At 31.0% G+C, this 19,821-nt stretch carries 16 protein-coding genes; 2 read left to right on the top strand and 14 right to left on the bottom strand.

The genetic code is table 11. The annotated features are described in order from the left end of the window. Nucleotides 1-12 precede the first annotated feature (12 nt). The 4 genes from C1I91_RS07080 to C1I91_RS07065 all read right to left on the bottom strand — a co-directional run bounded on the left by C1I91_RS07080 (nt 13) and on the right by C1I91_RS07065 (nt 4,226). On the bottom strand, nt 13-600 hold the full coding sequence (locus C1I91_RS07080; protein ID WP_128212238.1) for a hypothetical protein: 588 nt from the start codon (nt 598-600) through the stop codon (nt 13-15). 68 nt (nt 601-668) lie between these two features. Beyond that, nucleotides 669-1,751, bottom strand: coding sequence for a peptide chain release factor 1 (gene prfA / locus C1I91_RS07075; protein ID WP_128212237.1), 1,083 nt, complete (start codon nt 1,749-1,751; stop codon nt 669-671). Nucleotides 1,752-1,843: 92 nt separating this feature from the next. Beyond that, entirely contained in the window at nt 1,844-3,595 is a 1,752-nt protein-coding gene (gene prmC / locus C1I91_RS07070; protein ID WP_128212236.1) for a peptide chain release factor N(5)-glutamine methyltransferase, read from the bottom strand. 37 nt (nt 3,596-3,632) lie between these two features. Further along, nucleotides 3,633-4,226, bottom strand: coding sequence for a thymidine kinase (locus C1I91_RS07065; protein WP_128212235.1), 594 nt, complete (start codon nt 4,224-4,226; stop codon nt 3,633-3,635). A 398-nt stretch (nt 4,227-4,624) separates the two neighbouring features. Here C1I91_RS07065 and rpmE point away from each other — a divergent pair, with 398 nt between their 5' ends. Next, on the top strand, nt 4,625-4,831 hold the full coding sequence (gene rpmE, locus C1I91_RS07060; protein WP_128212234.1) for a 50S ribosomal protein L31: 207 nt from the start codon (nt 4,625-4,627) through the stop codon (nt 4,829-4,831). 359 nt (nt 4,832-5,190) lie between these two features. After that, nucleotides 5,191-6,303 (top strand): MGDG synthase family glycosyltransferase, encoded by a 1,113-nt coding sequence (locus tag C1I91_RS07055; protein ID WP_128212233.1) that lies wholly within the window; start codon nt 5,191-5,193, stop codon nt 6,301-6,303. Nucleotides 6,304-6,414: 111 nt separating this feature from the next. On the opposite strand, the gene rho is transcribed toward C1I91_RS07055, so the two are convergent. From rho to C1I91_RS07005, 10 genes are all read right to left on the bottom strand, one after another. After that, entirely contained in the window at nt 6,415-7,902 is a 1,488-nt protein-coding gene (gene rho / locus C1I91_RS07050) for a transcription termination factor Rho (protein ID WP_128212232.1), read from the bottom strand. A gap of 452 nt (nt 7,903-8,354) precedes the next feature. Beyond that, on the bottom strand, nt 8,355-9,965 hold the full coding sequence (locus C1I91_RS07045) for a CTP synthase (RefSeq protein ID WP_128212231.1): 1,611 nt from the start codon (nt 9,963-9,965) through the stop codon (nt 8,355-8,357). Between the two features lie 164 nt (nt 9,966-10,129). Further along, nucleotides 10,130-10,417, bottom strand: a complete 288-nt coding sequence (locus C1I91_RS07040; RefSeq protein WP_128212230.1) for a hypothetical protein — start codon at nt 10,415-10,417, stop codon at nt 10,130-10,132. A gap of 411 nt (nt 10,418-10,828) precedes the next feature. Beyond that, nucleotides 10,829-11,248: a YwiB family protein gene (locus C1I91_RS07035; protein ID WP_128212229.1), complete on the bottom strand. Its 420-nt coding sequence runs from the start codon at nt 11,246-11,248 to the stop codon at nt 10,829-10,831. 258 nt (nt 11,249-11,506) lie between these two features. Beyond that, on the bottom strand, nt 11,507-12,175 hold the full coding sequence (spoIIR, locus tag C1I91_RS07030) for a stage II sporulation protein R (RefSeq protein WP_128212228.1): 669 nt from the start codon (nt 12,173-12,175) through the stop codon (nt 11,507-11,509). Nucleotides 12,176-12,256: 81 nt separating this feature from the next. Further along, entirely contained in the window at nt 12,257-13,105 is an 849-nt protein-coding gene (gene ispE / locus C1I91_RS07025; protein ID WP_128212227.1) for a 4-(cytidine 5'-diphospho)-2-C-methyl-D-erythritol kinase, read from the bottom strand. A gap of 214 nt (nt 13,106-13,319) precedes the next feature. Beyond that, a complete protein-coding gene (gene cphA, locus C1I91_RS07020) occupies nt 13,320-15,938 on the bottom strand; it encodes a cyanophycin synthetase (protein ID WP_128212226.1) in 2,619 nt (872 codons plus the stop codon). Continuing rightward, nucleotides 15,925-16,755 carry a cyanophycinase gene (locus C1I91_RS07015; RefSeq protein WP_128212225.1) on the bottom strand — a complete coding sequence of 277 codons (831 nt, stop codon included), beginning with the start codon at nt 16,753-16,755 and terminating at the stop codon, nt 15,925-15,927. The genes cphA and C1I91_RS07015 overlap by 14 nt, the downstream gene beginning before the upstream one ends. Nucleotides 16,756-17,309: 554 nt before the next feature. Then, nucleotides 17,310-18,875: a DUF3794 and LysM peptidoglycan-binding domain-containing protein gene (locus C1I91_RS07010; protein WP_164880475.1), complete on the bottom strand. Its 1,566-nt coding sequence runs from the start codon at nt 18,873-18,875 to the stop codon at nt 17,310-17,312. Between the two features lie 642 nt (nt 18,876-19,517). Then, nucleotides 19,518-19,754, bottom strand: a complete 237-nt coding sequence (locus C1I91_RS07005; RefSeq protein WP_128212223.1) for a Veg family protein — start codon at nt 19,752-19,754, stop codon at nt 19,518-19,520. Nucleotides 19,755-19,821: the final 67 nt, after the last annotated feature.

Below are 19,821 nucleotides of genomic sequence, written 5' to 3'. Positions count from 1 at the left end.
CTTCTTTCAAACTCAAATCTCCATCTGACCTCTTGCTATTTTTATATTTTCAATACTCAAATCAGTATACACAGCTTTAACACAATTTTTATATATTAAATCCAACAGCTGATACTTCCTTAACCCACCACTTTTTATAATAGTAAAATAATAAATTTCTTCTGGCTTAATAAGTTTTATCTTTTTATACTCACTAGCAGCATAAGGATACTTCTTAAAGAAACTCTTTGTTATAGGTCTAATAAATTTATTCCTAATCTTTAAAGTAGTTACTATTATTATCTCCATATTTTCATGTTTTCCTTCTGTGTGAACCAAAATAACCTTATCACACAAAATTACATTCTTTTTCTTTAGTATACCAGTGCTTATTTTAAGCTTGTTATTTACGCATTGAAAATCAATTGTATTAACATTAATGACAATAAATATAGATATTACTATAACCATTTCTAAAAATATTAAATAACTCATATAAAATAGTGTTGTTTTGCCAAGGAGAAAGACAACTATTGGAAATGCAATCAGAAGAAACATCATACTCGCCAAGAACCATCTATAGGACTTTTTCTGTTTTTTTATAGCTTTAGAGATATGCATCCATAGTTACTCCCTTTAGGTAATATTATTTAAGCCCTACATTTTCATGTAAGGCTTAATCTCATCAATTAAAAATCTGTATTTCCCATAGCTTTCATTTTCTCTGCCTGATCTGCAGTTATAAGACCTTGAATCATTTCTTCCATATCTCCATTTAGGAATGAATCAAGCTTATATAATGTTAATCCTATTCTATGATCCGAAACTCTTCCTTGAGGATAGTTATAAGTTCTTATTCTTTCACTTCTATCTCCAGTACCTACCTGACTCTTTCTATCTTCAGCTATTCCAGCCGCTCTTTCAGCTTCAGCTCTTTCAAAAAGTCTAGATCTTAGTACCTTCATAGCTTTTTCTTTATTCTTAAGCTGTGACTTTTCATCCTGACATGAAACAACCAATCCAGTTGGAAGATGTGTTATTCTAACTGCTGAGTCTGTTGTATTTACGCACTGTCCACCGTGTCCAGATGCTCTAAAAACATCTATTCTAATGTCTTTTTCACTTATGTCTAGTTCAACATCGTCAACTTCTGGAAGAACTGCCACCGTTGCAGTAGAAGTATGAATTCTACCACTTGATTCTGTATCTGGAACTCTTTGAACTCTATGTACTCCAGACTCAAACTTTAGTCTTGAGTAAGCACTATCCCCTTTTAGCATAAATACAACTTCTTTAAATCCACCAATGTCAGTTTCATTAGCACTCATAAGTTCAACTTTCCACCTATGATTTTCAGCATATCTTGTGTACATTCTAAAAAGATTTGCTGCAAACAAAGCTGCTTCATCACCGCCAGCACCAGCTCTAATTTCTATGAATACGTTCTTGTCATCATTAGGATCCTTAGGAAGTAACAATACTTGCAAATCATTTTCTAATGTTATCTTTTGTTCAGCGAGCTCTTTTATCTCTTCCTGAACCATTTCTCTCATTTCTCTATCACTTTCTTCAGCTAACATTTCCTTGTTTGTCTCTATCTCATCTAATACATCTTTGTACTGTCTATACTTATTCACAACTATTTCTAACTCGGAGTGCTCTTTACAAAGCTTTCTCCACTCATTCTGATTAGCCATGATAGATGGATCTGATATTTTTACCGAAAGTTCATCATACTTATTTTCTATAAAGTTTAATCTATCTAATATCATCCTATCACTCCGTAATAATAAATTTCATATTTTTTTATTATATCATACATATTCCTATCAAATCAATAGGAAATGGTAACAGTGCCTCTGTGTTATTTAACTGCTATAACTACTCTATCCAATGCTGCTAGGTCCTTAACTATTTTAACACTTTTAAAACCTTTTTCAAGCAGTAATTGTTTTACATCCTCACCTTGATCATATCCAATCTCAAAAGCTATAGTACCTTCATCTTTCAAGACCTTTACACCATCTTCGATTATTTTTCTATAAAAATCCAAGCCATCAGCCCCTCCACTAAGTGCTATGTGAGGCTCATAATCCTTAACATCTTCCATAAGTGTAGGTATAACAGCTTCCTTTATGTATGGAGGATTAGATACAATTACGTCGTAAACCTTATTTTCTTTTATAACTTCTTCTAAAAGATTACTTCTAACAAAAGTGCACCTATCTTCTAATCCAAGCTTTTCTATATTTGTTTTAGTAACAAATTCAGGAACATCTTCTATATCTATAAAGTCTACTTTTGCATTTTCTCTATTTTTTGCTATTGCAATTCCTATAGCTCCGCTGCCACAACATAAATCACATATATAAAGTGGCTTCTGGCTATCTATTATTCCTAAGACTTCCTCAACTAAAATCTCAGTGTCTGCTCTAGGTATTAAAACACCTTGCTTAATATATAGATCAACACCAAAGAATTCTGAGCTTTCTAATATATATTTTATAGGCATTTTGTTTTGTCTTTTTTCTATGAGATCATAAAATTCTTTACATTTTTCTTCTTCAACTAATTCTTCTCTGTGAGTGATTAGATATAGTTTATCCTTATCTATAACTTTTCCTAATATTAACTGACAGTCTAGAACATAGCTATCTATAGAAGCTTCCTTAAGCTTTTCATTTCCTTTATTAAGTAACTGCCCTATAGTTTCGTCATCTTTTATACCCTCTGCGGCCTTAAGTGCTCTTATAGCAACTTCAATCTGGTCATCATCAGGTTCTCTAGTTGTTAGATTCTGAAGTTTAAGCCCTGGCGCTGCTATTATATGCGATAAAACACTTTCACTTTTACCGATCCATCTTATAAGCTCATAAGTAACTCCTGATACTAAAGGAAGCAATATCACTCTAGAAATAATTCTTTCAAACAATGAATTCCACCCAGTAAATGAGAAAGCAAATATGCTCACAAGCATCACCAAGAACATAAAATTAGTACCGCATCTAGGATGAAATCTTTGAAACTTTCTAACATTCTCTACAGTTAGCTCCATTTCATTCTCATAGCAAAAAATAGTTTTATGCTCTGCCCCATGATACTGATACAATCTATTGATATCCTCAAGCCTTCCTATTATATACATATAGCCCAGAAGCATTATGACTCTTATTACTCCTTCAATTATATTTAAACCTATAACGCCTAATCCTAAGTGTTTAAACAACGAGGTTACAGCAGTAGGAATAGCCAAGAATAACCCAACAGAAAATACCAATGACAATATTAAAGTAAATCCCATTATTATATCATTACTTTTATCACCAAACTTATCCATTATCCATTTATCAAACTTTGAGGTCTCATCCTCATCTTCAAAAAATGAAGCTGAGTAGTTTATGCACTTTATGCCTTCAACCATGGAATCTACTAACGAGAAGAAGCCTCTTATCACAGGCAACGCAAATATTTTATGCTTCTTTGAAACTGGTATAGTGTTTTTAAAATCCACTTCAATACGCCCATCAGGTGTCCTTACGGCAGTAGCAAGCCCACTAACCCCACGCATCATAACCCCTTCTAGTACAGCTTGACCTCCAACCTTAGTCTTTCTCATATTAATCATTCCTTTATACTTCTATTTTAGGTACTTTCTATATTACTTCTGAGTGCTTGTATTTAATATAACAATCACCGCATAAAGATTCATATTCTACATCATCTACATTATCAATAGCTATCTGTTCACCTTCGAAAACAAAACGACCATTTATTTTCCTTCCATTTAATATAGCTTTATTACCACAATTACATATAGTCTTCATTTCCTCAATACTATGTGCTATAAGAAGTAATCTTTTACTACCTTCAAACCCATTCATTTGGAAATCAGTCCTTAAGCCATAGCATATAACAGGTATATCCTTAATAATAGCTATTTCAAATAATTGATCTATCTGATAACTTTCTAAAAATTGCACTTCATCTACTAAGATGCAATGGATGTTACTTTTTAATTCTATCCAATTTGATACTTTTTCAAAAACATTTTCATCTTTTTTAATAAGTAAATCTACAGTTCTTTCTACACCTAATCTTGATACTAGCTTGTCTCCTCCTTTTTTATCAGTAGAAGATTTTATAATTAATACATTCATTCCTCTTTCTTCGTAATTATGCGCTACCTGCATAAGATGAGTTGATTTTCCAGAGTTCATAGCGCCATATCTAAAGTATAATTTACTCATAAAATAATCTCCTTTTGTCTACTAAACTGTTTGATATGATTATATCATTATATTTATATATATTCTATTTAAAGATACATCTATAAATAGAATACTTCTTGCTTAAATTTATTAAAATGAAACTTTCTATTTTGCTTTTAATAATAAGATTATTTTACTTTCTTATTCCTCATGAGGTCAATTGGTAAAAGTACACATAATAACTTTAGTAACTTTGAAATATTCTTTTACTTTACCTTATTTGATTTTTGAATTTTAAAATTATACCAAATGTGACATTATCTATATTGCTTCAGCACTGCTATTAATTCTTCACTTCATATTGACTCCAATATTATCTCATGCTATACTTTAGTAGTTGCAAATGCGACAGTAATATTTCGAAAGAGGTGAACAAGATGAGAGAAGGCATACATCCAGAATACCACAATGATGCTGTGGTTAAGTGCGCATGTGGAAACACATTTACAACTGGTTCAGTAAAATCAGAACTTAAAGTGGAAATATGCTCTAAATGCCACCCATTCTTCACTGGTAAGCAAAAGATCATTGACGTTGGCGGTAGAGTTGATAAATTCAAGAAGAGATTCGGTCTTGATAAGTAGCAATCTTGGGAAAGATATATTCTTTCCCATTTTTGTTACTACTTTAGGCATCTTCAAAAGATAACTATGATATATCTAGTTATTTTTTGAAGATGCCTTATCTTCTTATAGCTACACAATATAACTGATAGTTTATAATTAAAAAGTTAATCATATATGTATACGACTCCATCTGTGTATTTAAAAAGCATGTATGTTAGGCTTAGTTCTGTGTACGCTCATAATCTAGTTTATAACTTCATAAAGTTATAAACTTTTATACCGCTAAAACAATACCCCTTTAATGGTATAAATGTTACAATATTAATATACTTAAAATTTTAAACTATATTATCTTATAAGCAAAGAGAGTGAAAACCATGAAGAAGCTTCTTATTTTAACAGCCTCTACTGGCCAAGGACATAACAAGGCTGCTGATTCCTTAGTCGAAACTTTTTCCATAGCTGGATACGAAGTTATTAAGCATGACTTTTTATATAATGATAGCAAACTTCTAAACAATATTATTGTTGGAGGATATGAGATATTCGCAACAAAGATACCTAATATCTATGGCAACTTTTATAAAGCAACCAATATTAAGACTACAAACTTGCTTTTAAAAACATCATTTTGGAATACATCCAGGAAACTGCTAAAGTTTATAGAAGAGAATAAGCCGGATTTAATAATAGGCACTCATCCCTTTACAGTAAGTATTGTTTCAAGCCTTAAAGAAAAAAGGCTTATAAATCAGCCTTTTATATCTATAGTTACTGACTTTAAAGCTCATTATACTTATATCTCAAAATATGTAGATGCCTATATTACAGGTAGTGAATATACAAAAAAAGATCTAGTCTCCCGTGGTATTGATGCTAAATTAATCTTTCCATATGGCATCCCCATAAGAAGCGAATTCTACTATAAGAATTCTGAGTACGCTGAAGCGAAGGACTCTGATTATTTTAATATACTTCTGATGAGTGGAAGCATGGGATTAACAAATATATACTATGTACTGAAAGAATTGCTAAATAATTCTCACAAACTTAGAATAACAGTAGTATGTGGAAATAATTCAAAATTAAAAAATAAACTTATTAAGACATATTCGCAATCAATAGAAAACAAAAAACTCCATATACTAGGATACACAAATGATATATCAGCTATAATGGACTATAGTGATATTATTATTTCCAAGCCCGGAGGACTTACTGTCACAGAGTCAATAGCAAAAACTCTTCCTCTTATAATACCTTTTGCTATACCAGGGCAAGAAACTGAAAACACAGAGTTTCTAATAAATGAAAACTGCGCTCTATATGTCGATAAACTAAACAATATAAATCCTATTTTGGATGATTTAATAGAAAATCCGAAAAAACTAACTACCTTAAAGGAAAATCTCCTTAGAGTTTCCAGTAATTTTTCTCTTAAATCAATAGTTACTCTATCAGACGAAATACTAGAAAGACATCAAATTTAGCAAATTATATTTCAATTCATAGAAAAAACCATACATATGCTATTGTTTTATAGCTTATGTATGGTTTTAATTTTATAAACTTTTATTCAATTCAAAAAACTTCTTTAATACTTATCTGCTATTATTATCCAATATACTCTTATCAAACATTTCTAAGAATTCTTTGTTATTCTTAGTCTTGGAAAGAAGAGCTATTAATTTTTCAGTTATGCTTTCAACATTACCTTCTCTATACATAACCTTTCTTATAGCATATGCTGCTTCTTTTTCATCATCAGTTAATAGAAGGTCTTCTTTTCTAGTTCCAGACTTATAAATATCGATTGCTGGGAATATTCTTCTTTCTTGAAGTTTTCTATCCAAGTGAACTTCCATATTACCAGTTCCCTTAAATTCTTCAAATATCATATCATCCATTCTACTTCCTGTATCCACTAATGCAGTAGCTAGTATAGTAAGACTTCCGCCCTCTTCTATTTTTCTAGCCGCACCAAAGAACTTTTTAGGCATTATAAGAGCTCCTGGGTCTAAACCACCTGAAAGAGTCCTTCCTGTAGGTGTAATTGTTAAGTTATAAGCTCTAGAAAGTCTTGTCAAACTATCAAGAAGTATAACTACATCCTTACCATGCTCAACCATTCTTTTAGCTCTATCCAGTACCAACTGAGCCACTCTTGTGTGGTTTATAGGCTCCTCATCAAAAGTAGAGTATATAACTTCTCCATTTATACTTCTTTGCATATCAGTAACTTCTTCTGGACGTTCATCTATTAATAACACCATTAAGGTAACTCCAGGATAATTTCTAGATATATTTTGAGCTATCCTTTTCAACAAAGTAGTTTTACCAGCCTTTGGCGGCGCAACAATTATACCTCTTTGGCCCTTACCTATAGGAGATATTAGATCCATAAGTCTTGAAGATAAATCTTTTTCATTATTAGTTTCTAATCTTAATCTTTCATTAGGGTAAATAGGTGTTAAATTCTCAAAATATTTTCTACCAATTGCTGTTTCTGGTCTTTCTCCATTAACCTTTTCTACATATAATAGAGCCTTAAATTTTTCCCCTTCTTTTGCTTCCCTTACCTTACCTTCAATCTCATCCCCAGTTCTTAAGTTAAATCTTCTTATCTGAGATGGTGATACATATATATCTTGATCTGAAGTTAAATAATTTCTACATCTTAAGAATCCAAAATTATTAGTTTCCATTATCTCAAGTATCCCTCTAGCAGAATTAGAGGTATTAATCATTTCTTTTAATCGTTCTTTCTTTTCTCCAGGATTTTCTTGCTGCTCTTCAGCCCCTTCAGTAGTACCAGCTGTTGCTTCAACAGGTTTTTCAGCACTTTTTTCTACTGCTTTTTCTAAAGTTTGTTCTGCCGGCTTTTCTTCTTTATTTGTTTCTATTGATGGCTTTGGAGCAATTTTTTCTCTAAGTTCTACACCATCTTTTTTTATAACATTAGGAGAACTCTTAACTAACTCTTCAATAAGTTCACTTTTTTTCTTTTTAGAAATATTTTTTATCCCTAAATCCTTAGCTAAATCTCTTAGCTCAGTTAGGGTTTTCTTTTCATATAATTCTGTTGTCAAAATGACACCTCCATATTTTTTTAAGGGAATCAGCAAAGGAAACGATAGAAAGGGAAAATAGATCCTCTTGATTTAAGTTTAATAGCCTCGAATATGTTTTAGAAATGATTAAACATCAAGGAATTTTCTTTTTCATATTTATCCTAAAATAACAAAGTTGTGTTTCAAACAAATAATATACGTAATATAATTAGCATTTATATTATGCTTTATTGAGCATATATTTTCAAGTATTTTTTTCATATATATAATTATTGAGTAATAGTCATATTTTTATTCATGATTTTCTAAGAATTTGTAGCCTATAATATAAAACATATTACATAAACAACATTTATATGTGCAGCCAAACACTGTTTTAAAATATAAGCCAACCTATTGGAAATAAAGTTATTATATAACATAGAAAGGAAAAAAGGTTTAACAAGGAATGTCTTGCTAAACCTTTTTTATTACTTATTCATTAAAGCTGCATTTATGAAATCCTTAAATAAAGGATGAGGTCTATTTGGTCTTGATTTTAACTCTGGGTGATATTGAACTGCTACGAACCAAGGATGATCTTCTATTTCTACAATCTCAACTAGTCTACCATCTGGTGATGTTCCCGCTATTTTCATACCAGCAGCGGAAATAGCTGTTCTATACTCATTACTAAATTCATATCTATGTCTATGTCTTTCGTAGATTAATCCTTCTTCGTAAGCAGCGTGTGAATATGAATTTTCTTCTAACTTACATGGATATAATCCTAATCTCATAGTTCCGCCTAGATCTTCTACATCTTTTTGCTCAGGCATTAGATCTATAACAGGATAATTTGTTTCTGGATCTATCTCTGATGAATTAGCTCCAGTATATCCTAGTACATTTCTAGCAAATTCTATAACCGCACACTGCATACCTAAACATATACCAAGGAAAGGCTTTTTATTCTCTCTTGCCCATCTTATAGCTTCTATTTTACCTTCTATTCCTCTGTCTCCAAATCCTCCTGGAACCAATACTCCATCTACTCCTGAAAGCAAGCTATCAACATTATCAGCTGTAACATCAACTGCATTTATCCATTCTATCTCAACCTTTGAATCATTATATAGGCCACCATGATTCAAAGCTTCAACTACTGATATATATGCATCATGAAGTTCTACATACTTACCTACAAGAGCAATTTTAGTAATCTTAGAAAGATTTTTTATTCTATCAACCATTTGAATCCATTGAGTATTATCTATATCACAGCATCCTAGGTTTAGCTTTTCCACAACCAACTTATCTAAACCTTCATTATGTAGTAAAAGTGGTACTTCATATAAATCTTCAGCATCAAGGTTTTGAATTACAGATCTTCCATCTATGTTACAGAACAAACCTATCTTATTCTTTAAATCATCAGACAGCTCTTTTTCAGCTCTGCAAACAATAATATCTGGTTGTATACCTATTCCTGTTAGTTCTTTAACTGAGTGTTGAGTAGGTTTAGTTTTTAACTCCCCTGCTTTCCCTAAGTATGGAACTAGAGTAACATGTATAAAACAAACATTTTCTCTGCCAACTTCGTACTTTATCTGTCTTATTGCTTCTAAAAATGGAAGTGATTCTATATCTCCAACAGTTCCTCCAATTTCAGTTATAACAACATCTACATCTTTCTCTTTAGCAACTCTATAAACACGATTTTTAAGTTCATTAGTTATATGAGGTATTACTTGAACAGTTCCCCCTAAGTATTCCCCTTTTCTTTCTTTAGAAATAACAGACCAGTATACTTTTCCTGTAGTTACATTAGAATTTTTTGTTAAGTTTTCATCTATAAATCTTTCATAATGTCCCAAATCTAAATCTGTTTCAGCTCCGTCATCAGTTACGAATACTTCTCCATGTTGGTAAGGACTCATAGTACCTGGATCTACATTTAGATAAGGATCAAACTTTTGAATCGAAACCTTTAGACCTCTATTTTTAAGCAATCTTCCTAAAGATGCGGCAGTGATTCCCTTTCCTAGTGACGAAACGACTCCTCCAGTGACAAATACATACTTAGTGGTTTTCTTGCTCATATTTCTTCCTCCTATGAATCTATTTTAAAAAACTATTGACTTTATAAAAAATCTTTATTATAATAATTATTACCCACCATTTAATATGGGTTTTTGTTGTCTTAAACACAATGATAGTATTTTATCACATATTAGAATCTTATTCTAGTCTTTTTTTTATGTTTTTAAAGCATTTTTTCTATTTCTTCTTCCACATATAAGTATTTATCTCTAAATTCTTTATTTATCAAGAACTTTTCTTCTGCTTTCTTTACATTATAATTTATACTCCTAGAAGATTTTGCTTTTAATATATTCATCAATTCTTCTTTTTTCACACAATCATACTTTTTCATAAGCAACAAAAACATATATTTATTTTCTCTACTTCTCAAGAAATCCTTGGACTGATTTATGTCAATATCATAATAAGTACATAATAGTTCTATTATTTTATAGTATCTATCAATCATACATGCTCCTCACTTCATATCAGATTATTATATTATCCCCTTAATAAATACTACTAAAAATATATAATATAGTACTTTTAAAGGTTTTATTAAATATAATCCTATTTTACTTTAATTATTGACACATATTCACTGAAATAAACATACGTTCTATATCTTTCCTACAAAAAGAACAAGCTTCTTTTTGCGCATCTGCCTTTTCTGAAGGTATGTGAAGAAATTCTGACAGGCGATATAATCTTATTTTTTACTGTTTTCCATAAATAGCTATTATAAACTCTTGATATTACTAGGTTTAGCTACCAAATCTTTTTATTTTTTTAAGGCAGCAAAAAAGTCGCTGAAGCTTATCTTCTTCAGCGACTTTTGCATACCGATTATTTAAAGTTATATTGCAAATACTTTTATTTATTAGTTTGCTTTTATATTTATTTTCAACTTAGTACTATGGCTCTCCTGTCCGCTTATACTTAAATCATAATCTATAAGTACATCACCACCACATTCATCCATATCTATTTTTAAATTTCTTGTATCTATTCTAAGTTCTAACATACCATAAGGTGTGTTATATAGACTTATTGAACTATTATCTTTTTGAAAGTTCATAGTTGTAGCAGTAGTACCTTCTCTTTCTAGAGTAAGCATATCTGTTGTAATAGATATTTTAGTCTTAGTTCCTTCCATACCTGAAATTTCTGTTTCATCATAAATAGCCTCATATCCGTTTTCATTAATAAAAAACTCTCCAGGAGTTACAACTTCAATAAGATCATCTTTATCCGCTGGTACCTGACTGCTTGCAATAGAAATTATAGCTTTTTTTCTCATAGCGACCTCCTCGCTTACATAATATCATCACCTAAACTATTCTGTCTGTTTATATCCTAACTTATTAGGCTATTAAAGAACCATGTTGAAATTAAGTGGTCAGTCATCCGATACTTTAATGAGTGCTTAGTTTCAACAATATTCTTAAACATAACCTAAACTACTAATTCGACTAAACTTAGATAAGTATGTAGTAAGCACAAAAAAAATTATTAAACTATATAGATAGTTTAATAATTTTAAGGATTTTATTCAAGATTATTTTTTCTTAGTTATATTGTCAAACATTTCTTTCACCTTAAAAGTAAATATAATCTTATCTTTATCCTTACTTTTTTGGTTGTTCACTTCCTCATATTCCTTATCTGTAAGCACTCTTTTCATCTGCTTTTCTGTTTGGTCATATGATACTTGTCCTTTTGTTATGTCTATAAAACATAGTGGCGGAAACATAACACACCACCAGTTTTGACCCTTTCCTTCACCAATTATTACTCTGTAAGCCTCATAGTCTCCTTGAGGTAATGTAATGTTTCCATATGTTTTAACTGGAAAGTTCTCATGATCCAATGTACTAGTTACTGAATATCTATATCCGTTATCCTTTATAACTTTAGCAGCTATCTGCTTAATTTTTTCATCATTTTCTTTAAGAATCTTTCTTGACTCATCTATTGACTTTGAATCCTTTAGTTTAGGTGATATATAATTTAATATCTCATCTCTAACTTTAAGTTTAAGTTCTTGGTCCTTTTTATCATCACTATTGGCAATTACATGGAACCTTATTAACTTATCCTTTATATCATTACTTACTAAACTTCCATCCTCTTGACCATATACAGTTATCTTGTTAAGAGTACTATACGCAAATACCCCCAAAGTTAAAGAGAAAATAATCGTTACTATTAATAATACTTTTTTCATAAAAATCAACCCCCTGACAATAGTAATTATTGCCAGGGGGCTTTTTATTTATACATCTTTAAAAACATAAATTATAATATTTTATATAGTTCTAGTTATATAAACATCTCTATATCTTTCTTTCATTGTATCGTAGCAGCTTTGAGCTTTTACCATATCCTCAAAAAAAGCAAATACAGTTGGCCCACTACCACTCATCAAAGCACCTAAAGCTCCTAAATTCATCATACTTTCTTTAATACCTTTAATTAAAGGATGCTTTCTTATAGTTACATTCTCAAGAACATTCTTCATATTCTCAGAAACATATTTTATATTACCAGACTTCATCTCATGGATTATATTGTTAACCCTAGGATGCCTATATATTCGCTTTATATCCAGCATTCCATAAACTTCTTTAGTTGAAACACCAAATGGTGGTTTTACTATAACCAAGATATAATTTTTAAAAGGTCTCAGTGGCTTTATAATTTCACCAATACCCTCACAAAGTGCTGTTCCGCCTTTTATACAGTAAGGAACATCTGCGCCTATCTGAAGCCCTAAGTTAATCAATTCCTGTTCAGTAGCATTAATATTAAATACTTCATTCATTCCTTTAAGCACTGCAGCTGCATCAGTACTACCGCCTGCCATTCCAGCAGACATAGGTATCTTTTTAGTTATATTTATCTTAACACCACTATTTAGGTTATATCTTTCTTTAAAGAGTTTGGCTGCTTTATAGCATAGGTTCCTACTATCAGTTGGGATAAATGGATTATCGCAAGTAATTACTATATCTTCAGAACCTTCGTTTTCATTTACATCAACAATGTCATATAAATCTACAGTCTGCATTATCATTCTTAATAAATGATATCCATCTTCTCTTTTACCAACAACATCTAAGGCTATATTAATTTTAGCATAAGCTTTTAGTATCATCTCTTTTCAACCCTTCCCCTTATTCTATAATAATTATATATTTTATAATTATAAATGCAATAAAAAAATCGTTGAAGCGATTTTTTTTGCGCATCTGCCTTTCCGAATGTACATGAGGAAAATCTGCAGGAGATATAATAAAAACGATATGTTATTGGTGCTCTCAGCACAATAACATATCGTTTTTCCAGCAACTAAACTATTTTACTATCTTCTACATATGAACAGCTTTTTCTAGTTCTAATGGCGTTTCTTCTCTTTCTTTCAAGTAATTCACTAGCCTTTCGAACTCCTCGAAGAATACTACTATTACATCACCATCAATAGAGTTGTTTATAGCAATATCTAAAGCTTCTACCTCATCAAGAATTATATCTATACTCTTAGATGTTTTATGCTTTAGAACTCCTTTTTCAAGAATCCTAGCTACCTCACCTTCTTTTCTCCCTCTCTTATCTAAATCTTCTTTTATATATATTTTATCCAAGTACTTTGCTGATATTTCCCCAACTCTCTCGATGCTGTCATTTCTTCTATCTCCTGGAACACCTATTACACCAATTAGTCTTTTATGAGGCATCATTTTCAAGGATTCCAGAACGCAATTATACCCATCCATGTTATGACCGTAATCAAGTATTACTTTTATTCCATTCAAATCATACTCATTAAATCTACCAGGATTAGATTGTTCATCACCTGCAAAGGTTGCAAATCCCTTTGCAATAATACAATAATCTAAATTAATGCCTACCAGCGCACTACATGCAGCTAAACAGTTATATACATTATATCTTAGCTTACCATTCTTAGTTACAGGAATATCATTTATATCACATACTAGATACCTTTTGCCATTATTTCTTACATATATAGAGCCATTGGATACATAAACTGCTGGATTTCCATCTTCTACATTCTTTAGTAAGTATTCATTATTTTCATTCATTGAAAATAATATTTTTTTCCCTTTTACCCTATCTAAAATCTTTAAACTCCAAGGATCATCTGCATTTATAACCGCATATCCATCTTCTTTAATCTCTTCAGCTACTAAAGATTTGGCAAAGCACAAATCTTCCATAGTATTTATATTATCTATTCCTAAATGATCTTCAGTAATGTTTGTTATAACTCCTACATTTGCTAAGTCATAAGCTAATCCTCGCTTTACTATACCACCTCTAGCTGTTTCTAGCACCGCAACATCAACATCTCTATTCAAAAGCACTGTTTTTGCACTGGCGGCTCCAGTATCATCACCTTTATCAATATATTCTCCATTTATAACTATCCCTGAAGTAGTAGTGGTGCCAACACTATATCCCATAAGAGTCAATACATGCGAAATCAACCTAGTTGTCGTTGTCTTGCCGTTAGTTCCAGTTACAGCGATAACAGGAATATTTACTGGATGCCCATCATACATCATATCTATTATGGCTCCAGCTACATCTCTTGATTTACCTTCACTAGGATAGTGATGCATTCTTATTCCAGGCGCAGCATTTACTTCCACTATAATTCCATTATCTTGTATTGGAATTGATATATCTTCAACACAAATATCTATGCCACATATATCTAAACCTATTGTTTTTGCAACTCTAACACATAATCTTTTATTTTCTTCACTTATATCATCAGTACAATCTATAGCCACCCCACCAGTGGATAAATTAGCATTCTCTCTTAAAAATACCCTTTCACCTTTAACTGGAATTGATGATATGCTAAAGCCTTGCCTTTTTATGCAATTCAATAAACACTCATCCATCTTGACTTTAGTAAGAGGTTTTTCATGTTTTTCTCCTCTTCTAGGATCACTATTTAAAACTTTTATCAATTCTTTTATATTATTAGTTCCGTCTCCAACTATATATGGCGGCATTCTTTTCGCAGCTGCTATTACTTCGTTATTTACAACGCACACTCTGTAATCATTACCCTTTACATATCTTTCTATTATTATATCCTTATAATCAGAACTTACTATTTTGTAAGCTTTTAAAAGCGATTTTTGATCCTTTATATTAAGTATTACTCCATTACCCTTATTGCCAAATTGAGGTTTAAGAACTACTGGATAGCCTATTTTGTCTGCTTTCTGTAATAAATCTATAGTATTAAATACTTTTTCTCCCATAGCAACCGGTATAAACTGATTATATAAAAGATGTTTAGTAAGCATCTTATCGCAGGCTATATCAGCACCGATGCATCTGGTTGAGTCACCTATAGTCGCTCCAATAATTCTTCCTTGCTTTCCATATCCTATCTGATACATGCCTCCTTCACCCAGCTTAATGGATGGCAACCCTCTTTCAGCTGCAGCATCACACAAGGCCTTAGTACTAGGGCCAATCATTTCTTCAGATAATACAGCTCTAAGATAACCTATTCTTTCATCTAAATTAATTGGATTTTGTGATATTAACGAATTTATTAGATCTATAGCAAGATACATAGCTCCAAGCGCTGTATTTTTATATTCATATTGGATTATCATATAATATAAATCATCTTTTATTTCTCTTGCTTTTCCGTAGCTAACATCAATTCCTAAAATATTTTGAATTGCAATAGTAATATGCTCACATATATGTGCAAGATATGTTCCTTCTTTTAGCCTTGTCACGAATCCATTATCTTCATCTATTCCACATCTATGCTTGTATAATTCCGGTAACATATTTACAAGAGTTGAATTAAAATCCGGTATATCTTTAGATGGAGTCTCACAGTACCCTTCTAAATCAACATCCGCTCTTATGCATTTCTTATGAGAATATATATTCTTTCCCTCATAAACTCGTTCACTAATAAGCTTCATTTTCAGTTCTTTCCTCCTCAAAAGGTGCCTTGCTAACTAGATCAAATCTATGTCCTTTAGCTAATACATGCATTCTAACATTATAAATGCTCAATAATTCTTGTTGATTTTGCTCAGAAACATTGGTATATGTAATCTCACTTCCATCTATTATATAAACTGCCCCAGTCCCTATAACCTTTAAATGGTCATCTTTATGTACTACAATAGCAGTATCTTCATCAATTCCAATTCCTAAAACCTCTGGATTTTGGGCCACTCCAGCCAATAGTCTTCCTATTCTTCCTCTTTGAGAAAAATGCTGATCTATTATGATATTTTTAACCAACCCTAATCCTGGAGACATCTTTAGAGTACACTTTCTAGGAGATTCTTCATCATCACCTATAACAATCATGGTATCGCTCATAACAGAAGCTCCTGCTGAGGTACCAACCATATAACACCCTCTCTCAGAAGCTCTTAAAAACTCATCATATATTTGAGTTCCACCAATTATGCTTGTTATTCTTAATTGATCGCCTCCAGTAAAAAATATAACTGAAGCTTTTCTTACAATTTCCAAATTTTGTTCTAAGAAACAATCATCTCTATGTTGTACATCTAAAATTTCAATATTTTTAACTCCTATTTCTGAAAAGACTTTAGTATACTTATCCTTAGCTTCCTGTGGTTTTTCTGTTGCAATTGTTGCTACCACTAACACATCATTTTCTTTATTTATTTTGGAACATACATAATTTAATATTTCTTTATTTCCTTCTTTATCTTCCGCTCCTCCTATTATAATTAGATTTCCTTCAGATTTTATATTCAAAAAAATCACCTCTAATCATGCATTTTTTATTTTATCCATGTTATTTATATTTATTCATTACTTTAAATAGATAATTCTCTTCATACACAAATCTCCATTTCATTAATTTAGTTTTCCTAAATTTCATACTAGAGCTATTTATGGGGAACCTTTATGAAAACTTAATTTATACTTGTTATAAATCAATAGTTGAAGTTGGTTCCTTATATAGATATACCAGTTCAAGATAAAATATATAAGTCAATAAAGATACCATTAATAATTAAAATGATTTCTGGCATTTTTCAAGATTATAGAACTGGAATATCTATTACTCTGTAAAAGCATAATACTGCAACCCGTAGACTCAAAGTAAAGCTTTAGATGAATCTACGAAGCTTTATTTTGATTGGCTTCAGATCGAAGCGGTACATCTTTAGTAACTGTTAATGCAATAATTCTATTTTTTCCTACTAGCTTAAAATCATACTTTCTAAAATATGCTAAATAATTAACAAAAAAGATCATTAGATAACTACTTACCTAATGACCTTTTTTATTAATTACTTATTTATTCACATTAAGGCTCTTCCTGGTATTATAATCTTTTGATTTACGCAAATAGAATCTGGTCCCTCAAGATCATTGATCTTAAGCAGTTCAGCAATTGTTGTATTAAACTTTTTAGCTAAATCCCATAGGGTATCATTCTTTTGCACTGAGTAAATTGTAATAGAAGCTTTTTTGCCTTGCACTTCCTCTTCTTTTTCTTCCACTTCAGAAATATATTGCTTTTTACTTTGCAAATACACCTTAGCACTAGCATTTATAACCGCTTTTATAGCAATTGTATGAGCTTCTATGGATGCTTGGAGATTCTCTATCCAAGCCTTAACTACAGATTTCATGTCAGTTTTAATATCTTGAATATCTACTGCAGTAGTAAAAGGAATCTCAGAATTTACGTTTGCAACACTATTTTCTGCATCTGCTGTCTTATACATAACATTTACATTTACGATTCCATCAATGACAATCTTATTATCCACAATCTTATTTTCTAAGGATACAACATCGCCTTTAGACGCAAGTATCTGCAAAGGCTCATTAGCGCCCTCCTCAGGCTCTATATTGTCTTTTACAATTGTCTCATTACTTCCTTGACCGTGTAAAACTGTCATATCCACATCATCTTTTTTTAATTCCATATTTCTAGCTGGAGAATAAGCATCTTCTATTATTTCTAATTCTTCTTTACTATATACCTTAAGTTCTCCACCTACTAATACTTCAATATCAAGAGTCCTTGCTTCCCCTAAATCATCTTCCCCTATACTATACTCTGAAGCTGCAACCCTAAAGTCACCATCAGTTATCATAGAAGAAGAAACATTTTCAGCATCCTCTTCTTTTGTTAAGAATAAATCATCTTCTAGAGGAACTAATTCCCTAGAATCTGTAGCCTTATACAAAATATCAAGTTTGCAGTAACAAGATATTTGTACTCTTCCATCCAAAGCTCTTACTTCCTTTTTATGAAGCTGAGCATTTATTTTTATTATTTTACCTATCTGTGGTTTATCCATTCCTATTTGTACACTAGCCTTAGTGGATAAATCAAATTTTTTCTCATATACTAGTTTATCAAAGGCTTCTGACCTTTTCTTCACTTCAACGTCTCCGGATCCTTCGATATCTTTTACAAATTCAAAACTATCTTTTTTGTATACGGTGCATTTTGTTGAGAAAATACATTCCAAGCTAACTTTTCTCTCATTAATTATGTTTGAATTAATATGTTCAACCTCACTCTCTGCATCGCATACCATTCTATGTTCAGCTCCAGCAACATCAATATAGTTTGCAAACTTATCGCTATAACTTATTGTATGAACTCCTAAACCTTCATCTTCTTTTGCTAGATAAATTACATTGTATTCTACTTGACCTTCAACATAGACCCTTTCTTGTACTACTTCTTTATTAGTAATAACAGGCTTTGCTTCTACTGTAAGTATTTTTACAACATCTGGATGTGTATCCGGTATTAAGTATTCACCTTTGAGTACTGCATCTGATGCGCTTATACTGTACAGTCGTTCATATTCAATATTTTCTTTTATCACATCTAATCCTGCCAAATTCATCCCTCCCATAATATACCTAATACAATATATATAATAGAGAAATCAATTTTATGATTAAATATGGATATAAATTATAAATAAAATTACATGCGCAAATTTTGTCGAATATTTTTTATTTTTTTTACGAAATAAAGTTGACATTCTGCAAAATATGTCGTATTATAATATTGGTTATTGACCATATAACCTCTCATAAATTCTCAATACCCTTTTATACCATAGTTGAAAGATGGAAACCCACCATCTTTCTTTTTTTGCGTTTTTTGTAATCGTTTAATTTAATTGTACTTTAAATATATAAAAAAATACACCATCTATTGTAAAGATAGGTGAACTTTTAACAATTAAATTTTTAGTATTTTTCTTCACAGAACGATATATGTATATTCATAAATATTCTATTTCTACATAATTTATATATTTCATAATGCTCTACATATGTATCAAATAATATTACTAAAAATTGATTATATATCTAAATAAAAAAGTGCTGAAATAATGCAAAGAATAAAAAAACTAAGAACCTCGTACGAATTAAAAATAAAGATTAGGTTTAAAATATTATAAAATAATATTTTATAAATACACCATAACTAAACCCATCTAAATTTTTAACCCGCATATCGAGGTTCTTAATTATCCTTTAAATACAAGCTGTACAGTCTTTGTCAATACATCAGAATAACTATATGTCACAGTCCTTTGGGTGTCAGCTTCTAATCTTATAACAAAAATACTTGGGTACACACTCTCAAGTACTCCATTATTGACTAGAATCTTTCTTCGTCCTCCATTAGCTTTAAGTATAACTTTTTCACCAATATGGCCTTCTATGTCTCTTCTTATGGAAGATAATGTCTTACTCTTTTCCATATGAACACCCTCTTTCCTATTATATTATACCTCGAAGTAAATATTCTGTCAAATTAACCAAATATTT

It is taken from the genome of Clostridium manihotivorum, from assembly GCF_004015185.1.
GTDB lineage: Bacteria > Bacillota > Clostridia > Clostridiales > Clostridiaceae > Clostridium_AR > Clostridium_AR manihotivorum.
Note: the sequence above shows the minus strand (reverse complement) of the source record. Positions and strands in the feature narration are given on the sequence as shown.

Bases quoted from the DNA above. Each gene is read 5' to 3' on its own strand.
- C1I91_RS07080 (WP_128212238.1), bottom strand. From the start codon at position 600: ATGCATATCTCTAAAGCTATAAAAAAACAGAAAAAGTCCTATAGATGG.
- prfA (WP_128212237.1), bottom strand. From the start codon at position 1,751: ATGATATTAGATAGATTAAACTTTATAGAAAATAAGTATGATGAACTT.
- prmC (WP_128212236.1), bottom strand. From the start codon at position 3,595: ATGAGAAAGACTAAGGTTGGAGGTCAAGCTGTACTAGAAGGGGTTATG.
- C1I91_RS07065 (WP_128212235.1), bottom strand. From the start codon at position 4,226: ATGAGTAAATTATACTTTAGATATGGCGCTATGAACTCTGGAAAATCA.
- rpmE (WP_128212234.1), top strand. From the start codon at position 4,625: ATGAGAGAAGGCATACATCCAGAATACCACAATGATGCTGTGGTTAAG.
- C1I91_RS07055 (WP_128212233.1), top strand. From the start codon at position 5,191: ATGAAGAAGCTTCTTATTTTAACAGCCTCTACTGGCCAAGGACATAAC.
- C1I91_RS07045 (WP_128212231.1), bottom strand. From the start codon at position 9,965: ATGAGCAAGAAAACCACTAAGTATGTATTTGTCACTGGAGGAGTCGTT.
- C1I91_RS07040 (WP_128212230.1), bottom strand. From the start codon at position 10,417: ATGATTGATAGATACTATAAAATAATAGAACTATTATGTACTTATTAT.
- C1I91_RS07035 (WP_128212229.1), bottom strand. From the start codon at position 11,248: ATGAGAAAAAAAGCTATAATTTCTATTGCAAGCAGTCAGGTACCAGCG.
- spoIIR (WP_128212228.1), bottom strand. From the start codon at position 12,175: ATGAAAAAAGTATTATTAATAGTAACGATTATTTTCTCTTTAACTTTG.
- ispE (WP_128212227.1), bottom strand. From the start codon at position 13,105: ATGATACTAAAAGCTTATGCTAAAATTAATATAGCCTTAGATGTTGTT.
- cphA (WP_128212226.1), bottom strand. From the start codon at position 15,938: ATGAAGCTTATTAGTGAACGAGTTTATGAGGGAAAGAATATATATTCT.
- C1I91_RS07005 (WP_128212223.1), bottom strand. From the start codon at position 19,754: ATGGAAAAGAGTAAGACATTATCTTCCATAAGAAGAGACATAGAAGGC.